The sequence below is a fragment of the Cloacibacterium normanense genome, assembly GCF_002943105.1.
GTDB lineage: Bacteria > Bacteroidota > Bacteroidia > Flavobacteriales > Weeksellaceae > Cloacibacterium.
Genome location: NZ_PTPZ01000001.1, coordinates 527,945 through 536,144, shown reverse-complemented (window position 1 = coordinate 536,144; position 8,200 = coordinate 527,945). Strand labels below are relative to the sequence as shown.

Below are 8,200 nucleotides of genomic sequence, written 5' to 3'. Positions count from 1 at the left end.
GGGGTGAAATGATTGTGTTTTTGAGCGCACTGAGGAACATCGGAGATGTTCTGGGAGTGAAATCGTAAAATCGTGAAGTCGTGAAGATGTGAAGTTGAAATCTTTTACTTTATGATGAGAAATCTGAACCATCAGGTTTTTAAACGCAAAGATTTTTTTATCTTCTTTATGTTTTAAGGAAGCAAAGTTGGCGAAATTCTTTCGCTAAGAAGCGGTGTGGAAAGTGTGTTTATTTTTCTATCACAAAGTTCACGGAGTTAGGGTGAAATGATTGTGTTTTTGAGAGCACTGAGGAACATCTAGAGGTTCTTGGTGTGGGGTGAAGATGTGAAGAAGTAAATCGTAAAGTCGTGAAGTCGTGAAGTGGAAATCTTTTATTTTATGAATAGATTCTTCACTATGCTACGCTTCGTTCAGAATGACACCGTTCTGTTTTGTACTCCATGATTAGAAATGTGAGGTATCAGAGAATTACCAATAGCTTTTAATTTAATATGGCAATTGTATTGAGAAATACATGAATAAACCAAACGATAAAAAAAGCCTTTACTTTTGAGTTATATTTATCAAAAATATACAAAAATACGAATGAAAAAAAGCAACCTATAATAAACCCGTCAATAACATAATAAATGCTAAAAAAATGCATCAAAGCAAAAGCTGTAGAAGAAAAAAATATTGGAGCAATAAAATTTAAGGGAAAGCTATCAAAAACTTTACGAGTGTTTAATGGAATTAAATATTGGAAAACAAAAGTCTCAAATACTGGACTTATTATTATCCCCAATAAAATTTGAGTAGTTAGGTTATCTTTAGAAATTGGATTTTTCGAAGCTATTTTTTCATCTGCTAAGAAATTAACTAAAGACTCAGATACTTCACTAGTAATGAACCCTAAAAATGTAAAGATCAATAAATCTATAATATATTTTTTTTTCATTTTGGAAAAAATCCGATGTTATAAGACAGCTTAAATTTAAAAGTTTATCTTTTTAATGGTCATCTTGTACGCCCTTAACTTATTATTACGATAATCCTTCAAATTCATCAATATTTCCGACTAAGAAAGCATTTAAAGTATTAAATAATCTGATGCTATCGCAATAAGATTTAATCATTTTTTTTAACTTTTAATAATACAAACTTTTAATTTCCTGAATTTTCTTTCTTCATAATATACAGCTATGAAAGATTGTAAGTTTTTAGTATGGTATTTGAGTTTCTGATTTATTAGTTTATAACAAATTTAATTAAAATAAATGAAATCTTAAAAGTCACGAATTGAAAATCAGTGCAATCAAGAGAAAACCTCTGATGGATGTATTTATTCTGATTTTTCTAGCCATTTTACTGCACTCCCTAATATATCCTCATTTTCATCAATCCATACCTCTGGATTAATTCCATCGGTATATATTTTTTTATTTTTATCCATTGAATAACTCACCGCTAAAAGAAGAGTTGCCCCGTTACTCAATTTGTACATTCCATTAGCTGTTGTATATCCCGCTGTTTTATTACCAAATGATTTTGAATTATCTCTACCCATAAGAGATATTGCCGTCATTTCACCGCTACTTGCTGTTTTTTCGCTTATTAAAACTGCAATTTTTTTGCTTAAATCCTTACATTTATAATTATTTGTCATTTTCCTAATACCAATTGGTTTTATTGATTTTGAATACCAATTTGTAATGTTTTTATTAGTTGCAAAGAATCCTACAATACCATCTTGAATTAAAGGATTTAATCCTGCAATCATTGGCCACATATTACCTCCTTCATTTTCTCTTACATCTACAATCCATCCTAAAATTTTGTTTTGATCCAAATTTTGAATTTCTTCTCTTAAAATTGTAGCATATTTTAAATTTTCTTCAGGATTCATTGATAAATGAGACGGTAAAATTAATAGACCTACATTTCCATTTATTAATCTAGAAGTAGGATATGAAATTGAATCTTTTCTTGAAGAATATGCTTCAGTGTCTGTTTTGTCTTGATAAATAGAATGATTATCTCCATAGCTTCTTAGTTTTTTGATTATTTTAAAAATGATAAAATTTGCTTGAGATATCTCTGTTTCATTGACATCGTTTTCAATTTCATGGGTAAATTTTAGCCAGTCAATAGAATCTCTGACAATAGATTTTCTTTTGATAATGTCCAAAATTTCATTTGTCACTTTCTTCAATTCTTTTTTATCCTCAAATTGGCCAAATGCAAATGATGAAGTAAGCATAAAAAAGAAAATTGGTATTAGTTTCATTTCAGGAGGTTATTAAAATTTAAGAATTGGGTTATGAGTCATGAGATGAAGGAAGTCACGGATTAAAAATCCGCGCGATCCTTTAGATTTGTAAAATAATAAAATGATTAATTTTATTGAAAACAACCTAACCAACAAAGTACACCTTCGCGCTATCAAAGTTAATGACTTATCCCCCGACTAGGACTTTGTTGGTTTTACTGAAAAGCATCAGAATAGTAATTAAGGTTTTTAGGCCTATTATCAAGGTTTTGATATGATTTCAGTATTGGTTGTCCTAAAAATTATTGTTATGAACAAATTTAAACATTTTGTGGGAATTGATATTTCCAAAGAGTATTTTGATGCTGTTCTGTTTTTTTCCCCATTTGGATCAGCAATTCATCAACAGTTTGTTAACGATTTAAAAGGAGTGAAATCTTTTCAAAAATGGTTGAAATCTGAAAAAGTAAGTTTAGAAGAAACTTTAATTTGCATGGAACATACAGGAATGTATGGAAAAATTTTATCTAAAGTATTAATTGCCAGTAATTTTAATTTATGGATAGAAATGTCATTTAGAATCTTACGTAGTATAGGTGTACAAAGAGGTAAAAATGATAAAATTGATGCAGAAAGGATTGCTAGATATGCAGAGAAAAACCAAGAGAAAGCTCTACTTTATAAAGCTCCTAAAAAGTCCTTGGAAAAAATAAGAGCATTATTAGCATTAAGAGAAAAGATGGTAGTTTTCAAAGCTTCTCTTTTGAGAAATGTAAAAGAAATGAAAATTTTTGATTTGGAGATTTCCAAAACAAATAATAGCTATCAAAAAGCAACCGTAAAAGCTCTGGATGCAGATATTAAGAAAATTGAAAAACAACTGGAAGTATATATTTCCGAAGATTCAAACCTAGAAAAAATATATACCCAGATTACTTCTGTTCCTGGAGTAGGAAATATTACAGCATTACTTCTTATTTGTTTTACAAATGAATTTACATTGTTTAATACACCTAGAGAATTAGCTTGTTACTGTGGCGTAGTTCCTTTTGAATATACTTCTGGTAAAAGTGTAAGAGCAAAGCCTAAAGTTCATTTTATGGCAAACAAGAAACTCAAAAAACAACTGCATATGTGTGCGTTGTCAAGCATTACTCATCATTCTGAAATGAGAGCATATTTCAACAGAAAGGTGCAGGAAGGGAAAAATAAAATGCTGGTTTTAAATAATGTGCGAAATAAAATAGTGCATAGAATTTGTGCTTGTGTAAGACAGAATAGACTATATGAAGTAAAAAATGTAGCTTAATTTCGTAATTTAACAACGGCTAAACGAAGCGGAAGCAGGCTCTGTTGGGGAACAACCTGTGAGGAATAACTTTTGCCACCAATAAATAATAAAAAAAGGAAGGTGAAAATTCCTTCCTTTTATCTTTATTATTCAGAGGTTTTATATGCCTAAGAAAACCCTACAAAGTTTTGCAAATTTTATTTGGTTATGTCATAGTAATCGGGTTCATTTGCTAAATTTTCGATTTTTTTTAGTAGTAATTTTGTCTCCATGATTTTTTTGAGCAAAATACGAAGTAAAATTAAAATGAATTAAAAACCATATAAAGAGTTTTATCGCTAAGAATTTTCTAATTCTTGTTTCCTTTGATTTATAAAGTCTTTAGGACGTATCCCGTTCATTTCATAGAATAAAGCAGAAAAGTTTTGACGAGAGGCAATGCCACATTCTTCAGCTAGAGCATCCACCGTATAATTTAGATATTTTTTATCTGAAAAAAGTAAATTGGTTATATAGTTAATCCTTAGTTCAATTAAATATCTATTAAAATTCATTTTCTTGTTTTCATTGATCACCCAAGAGAGATAGTGTGCATTTGTTTCAAACTTTGAAGCTAATAAATTGAGATTAACACCTTTTTTAGTAAATCCTTTACTATTTTCAAATGCTTCCAATTTTTTTAAAATCTCTAATTCGATTTCTTTACTGATTCCTAGTCTTCTTTGATTCTCAGACTCTCCTGAATTAAAGATTGGCATTTCTTTTTCAGCTAATGAATTATTATTTTCTAAATTATTTAGCGCTTCTAAATATTTATTCTCTAATGATTTATATTGAGTTTGTATGTGAATTTCTCTTCTGTATCTAATGACATATAATGCTAAGAGAGCTAAAGAAATAACAATAAAAATCATTACTAATAGATTACGGATATGTATTCTATTTTCTAATTCTGTTTTACTTTCATAAAGGCTTTTTGCATCATACTCTTTATGAATTTTAGGAGCCAGATAAACAAAATCTTTACTTATAACACTATCTGCTTTTAACAGTTGTTTCATGTAATACACCTGTTTATCCACATTATTTTCCTTCTTATAAATATTGATTAAAATTTCATAATTATTTCTAAGTTCTGGTAAAATAAACTGGTGTTTATTAAAAATAGAATCAATTTTTTCAAACTTTTTAATTGCCAACTCCTTTTTATTAAGATAAAGCAAAGACTTTCCTTGAAAGAAATAATTTACCGATACCCAAACAAAGTCATCTGCTTTTTTTAGACCATTCAGAGATTCACTGAAGTAAGGTAATGCTTCTTTATATTGATGATTATAAAAAAGTGATACTCCCTTTGATTTGAGAAAGTAATTGTACTCTAAAATAAAATCTTTTTGATTTATCGATTGTTTTAAACCTAATGCAATCAAACTATCTGATTTTTTATGAAGTTTCAAACTTCTATAGATTACATTGGCTTGGTGAATGCTATTTAAATATCCTTTCTTATAATTGAATACTTCATTTGGGTGTAAATCAGACTTCAATTGAGCTTCAAAAAAATGAATACAATCCTTAAAGTGAATCAGTGCTTCATCATAATATCCTAAGTAGCTTTTTACCACGCCCAGATGATAAACCACTTTATAACGAAGATATTTATTCTCCGAATTTTTCACATACGTAAAAGCTTTTAGGTACTCATTAAGAGCAGGAGTATACTTTCTGAAGTTAGAATAATAGATGATCCCTTTTCCTAAATAAGCAGAAGTAATGAGATCATTGTCTTTGGATTTAATCGCTGCCACAATAGTACTATCGGCATATTTCAATTTTAAAAATTTATTTTTCTCAAAATAAAGTGCATCTTGATAGCCATGTACTAATTCTGATAAATTATTTTCTTTTTTGGCTTTGCTTATTAGTTTTTGGACAAAAGGAAGTGCTTTATTATCATTTTTCTCATACTTATCATAGGCTAATCTTAGCGATTCAAAAGAAGAATTCTCAGAATTTTTTCCATAAAAAGAAAGGTTACTTATCCCAATAAGTAAAAATAGAAATATCACATTTGGTTTTTTAATCGACTTAACACTCTTCATTCGACTAAAATTACACAAAAAGTATCAAAATTCATCAAATTAACACGACGTCGATAAAATTTCTTCTAAAACAATGCTAAAACCTCATTAATAAAACCATTTTTATCAATATTAACATGTCCTAATTCATGAATTAGGACGTCTCAATTCATGAATTGAGACGTAGGTGACTTTTTTGAAGGCTCAAACTTCCTCTATTTTTGGAGTGAATTCATCAAGAAAAACCTGGCCGGGATAACCTTAAAATTAAAAAAATCATGAAAAAGCATTTTAACCTTATCCCCACATTTCTGTTAAGTATTGTCTTAATAGGTTGTAGAAATACCGAAGAAATAGAAAAAGAGAATTACGCTCCCCCGTTAAAGTCTACTAGTAGGAACGAGATTTCAAATACTAGCGAAAATGACAGTATTAATATCCAATCTTTGGAATCTACTGAAGAGAAGAAAGATCCTCCAGTAAAAGACCGTCAAGATTGGAGAAAGAGTAATTAGGAGAAAAACAAATAAGAAAAAAACAAAATGAAGATTAGCCCATCTCTACCCTCGTTCATTTGCATAACAGGCTCTCCATGTCCTGAGAGTGGACTGTGGGAGAGCATGGGCTTTTTCAAAACAACCATTGTTCTTTCTAAGAAGAGTAAAATGCCAGACTATTGTGGCAAAAAAGTTCTATGGAAACTTATTGAGAAGTTTTAAAAATCAAATTACAGTAACCCTAATTCATTGACTCATGAAAAAACAATATCATTATTTCGTAGTCTTTAGCATCTATTTCCATGTGTTGCTTTTTACTTATGCCGCTGTAAGTAAGTTATTAGATTTTGAAAATTTTCAAATTCAATTGGCTCAATCCCCACTATTAAGTGCTTTTGCTGGTTTTATTTCTTATTCCGTTATTTTCATTGAATTCATAATAGCAGTGATATTATGTATTCCTAGAATTAGGTTATTGGGATTATACAGCTCATTATTCTTAATGATGGGATTTTCTATTTACATTTATCTTATTCTCAATTTCAGTGATTTCGTGCCTTGTTCATGTGGTGGAATTTTAGAAAAATTAGGATGGCATGAACATCTTATTTTTAACCTTATCTGTGTTCTTATCTTACTGTTATCCATTTTTATCATTGAAAAATCTAAAGAGAACAGACTGAAACGAACTCTATTATTTACATTGCTCACCATAGTTTTATCAACTATAACTATTTATTCTTTATTCTTACAATCAGAGTTTATCATTAAAAAGGAGAATAATTTCACCAGAAGAATGATTATAAACCCAATTGATGAAAAACAATCAATAACACTGAAAAATAACAGTTATTATTTTGCTGGACATCATCAATCTGAGATATATCTTGGAAATCGAGAATATCCCTTACAATTATTAAAAATTACGCCTGATTTTTTAGCTTCAGAAAACTTAATTATACGATTGGACGATTATAAAACCCAATATAAAAGCTTAAGATTACAGATAAAATATCCAAATTTTTATGTCTATGATGGTAGAGTTCCGATTATATTAAGAGGAGATCTTAAAAAATTATTTGCGAAAACTATTAGTTTAGACAAAGCATACTTTTCACAAATAACTATTGTAGAATATCCAAACTTTGCCATAAGAACTCTGAATTCAAAAAATAGAGAACTAGTATTGGGTAATCTCAATATTAATGATTCAAAAGAACCTTATTTATATCCAAATATTTTACAAAAACAAGTTGATGGATTCTTTGACTGTGATGGAATTTTACTTTTTGACGAAAGTACAAAAAAGCTCATTTATCTCTATTATTACAGAAATCAATTTATTGTCATGGATAAATTCATGGATGTTTTACATCAATTTAATACGATTGATACCTATAGAACAGCCCAAATTAAAACTCAAAAACTATCTACAGGATTTCATAAAATGAGTGCTCCTCCCACAAAAGTAAACCGCAATGCTTTTGCTTTTAAAAATCTATTATTTGTTCATTCTAACCTCATTGGAAAACACGAATCAAGACAAGAATGGAAAAATTCATCTGTAATTGACGTCTATAAAACTAATGAAAAGAGATATATTGGAAGTTTTTATATCCCAAAGAAAGAAAATTTTTCAGTATCAGATTTTATGGTTACTGATCACTATTTATATGTTATTATGAATCATCACCTTATAAAATATCAACTTACAAAATCAATAACAAAGTACTTTGTATCAGGGGAAGCCGAAAACCTGTCTTTAGAGTAGGTATAAATTTAATTTTTTTTAGCCATGAAAAGATTTATCATTCCCGCTGCTGTAATCCTATTGGGAACAGGAGCTGCTTTTGCTACTAAAGTAAGTAATAATAATGCAAAAGCTATTTTTGATGGATACCTTCGAATAGACGAAGGAAATGGACAATTCAGATGTGAAAACACAGGCAAACAATGTACTGATGAAGATGGGCCAACTTGTGTATGGGCAGTAGATGGAGTTACTCCATTGCGCAAAGTGGGTGGTACCATGTGTGGTGCTACTTTAAATGAAATTCAATAAACCAACAAAAGTAAGGAC

At 29.3% G+C, this 8,200-nt stretch carries 7 protein-coding genes; 4 read left to right on the top strand and 3 right to left on the bottom strand.

Annotated elements, in window-relative coordinates; translation table 11 throughout:
• Nucleotides 1-484: 484 nt before the first annotated feature.
• Nucleotides 485-940 carry a type II CAAX prenyl endopeptidase Rce1 family protein gene (locus C3729_RS02390; RefSeq protein ID WP_104792666.1) on the bottom strand — a complete coding sequence of 152 codons (456 nt, stop codon included), beginning with the start codon at nt 938-940 and terminating at the stop codon, nt 485-487.
• Nucleotides 941-1,324: 384 nt separating this feature from the next.
• The gene (locus C3729_RS02385; protein ID WP_104792665.1) at nt 1,325-2,269 is read right to left on the bottom strand and encodes a S41 family peptidase; all 945 of its coding nucleotides are present in this window, start codon (nt 2,267-2,269) and stop codon (nt 1,325-1,327) included.
• Nucleotides 2,270-2,525: 256 nt separating this feature from the next.
• On the opposite strand from C3729_RS02385, the gene C3729_RS02380 reads away from it, so the two are divergent.
• The gene (locus C3729_RS02380) at nt 2,526-3,560 is read left to right on the top strand and encodes an IS110 family transposase (RefSeq protein WP_260204364.1); all 1,035 of its coding nucleotides are present in this window, start codon (nt 2,526-2,528) and stop codon (nt 3,558-3,560) included.
• A gap of 320 nt (nt 3,561-3,880) precedes the next feature.
• Here C3729_RS02380 and C3729_RS02375 read toward each other — a convergent pair whose 3' ends face one another.
• Nucleotides 3,881-5,644 carry a helix-turn-helix domain-containing protein gene (locus C3729_RS02375; RefSeq protein ID WP_104792664.1) on the bottom strand — a complete coding sequence of 588 codons (1,764 nt, stop codon included), beginning with the start codon at nt 5,642-5,644 and terminating at the stop codon, nt 3,881-3,883.
• Between the two features lie 257 nt (nt 5,645-5,901).
• Between C3729_RS02375 and C3729_RS02370 the strand changes: the two genes are divergently transcribed.
• The 3 genes from C3729_RS02370 (at nt 5,902) to C3729_RS02360 (ending at nt 8,182) form a co-directional block, all read left to right on the top strand.
• A complete protein-coding gene (locus C3729_RS02370) occupies nt 5,902-6,138 on the top strand; it encodes a hypothetical protein (protein ID WP_104792663.1) in 237 nt (78 codons plus the stop codon).
• 238 nt (nt 6,139-6,376) lie between these two features.
• On the top strand, nt 6,377-7,891 hold the full coding sequence (locus tag C3729_RS02365) for a MauE/DoxX family redox-associated membrane protein (RefSeq protein WP_104792662.1): 1,515 nt from the start codon (nt 6,377-6,379) through the stop codon (nt 7,889-7,891).
• 24 nt (nt 7,892-7,915) lie between these two features.
• Complete coding sequence (locus tag C3729_RS02360; protein WP_069798769.1) at nt 7,916-8,182, top strand: DUF6520 family protein; 267 nt, start codon at nt 7,916-7,918, stop codon at nt 8,180-8,182.
• Nucleotides 8,183-8,200 lie beyond the last annotated feature (18 nt).